The sequence below is a fragment of the Actinobacillus minor NM305 genome (genome assembly GCF_000175195.1).
GTDB lineage: Bacteria > Pseudomonadota > Gammaproteobacteria > Enterobacterales > Pasteurellaceae > Haemophilus_A > Haemophilus_A minor.
Map to the genome: position 1 here is coordinate 1 of NZ_ACQL01000037.1, position 290 is coordinate 290.

The 290-nt window shown below is 46.9% G+C and carries 1 protein-coding gene; it reads right to left on the reverse strand.

Annotation, left to right across the window (positions count from 1 at the left end; translation table 11 throughout):
• The coding region (locus tag AM305_RS01230; RefSeq protein ID WP_005822376.1) for a glutamate ligase domain-containing protein at positions 1 to 290 on the reverse strand (290 nt) is incomplete at both ends.

The following is a 290-nucleotide window of genomic DNA, read 5'->3' on the forward strand; positions in this document are numbered from 1 at the left end:
TCATCAATGCTCGCCGACCATTTTGCCGGTTGTGAAAGTGCTTCGGTAATCACGCTGACATTCCAAGGGATGGTTTCAGGCTGATACACAAAAACCGCTTCAGCGTCCGTTAAACTTGGTGCGATCTCGTCCTTATGAACCCCCATTTTCATTGTGTTGGAGCGAGGTTCTAAGACCGCTAGAATGCGTTGATCTTTACCCACTTTACCACGCAGTGCGTTTATAGTCGCAGAAATTGCAGTCGGGTGGTGAGCAAAATCATCATAAACGGTAATACCATTTACTTCGCC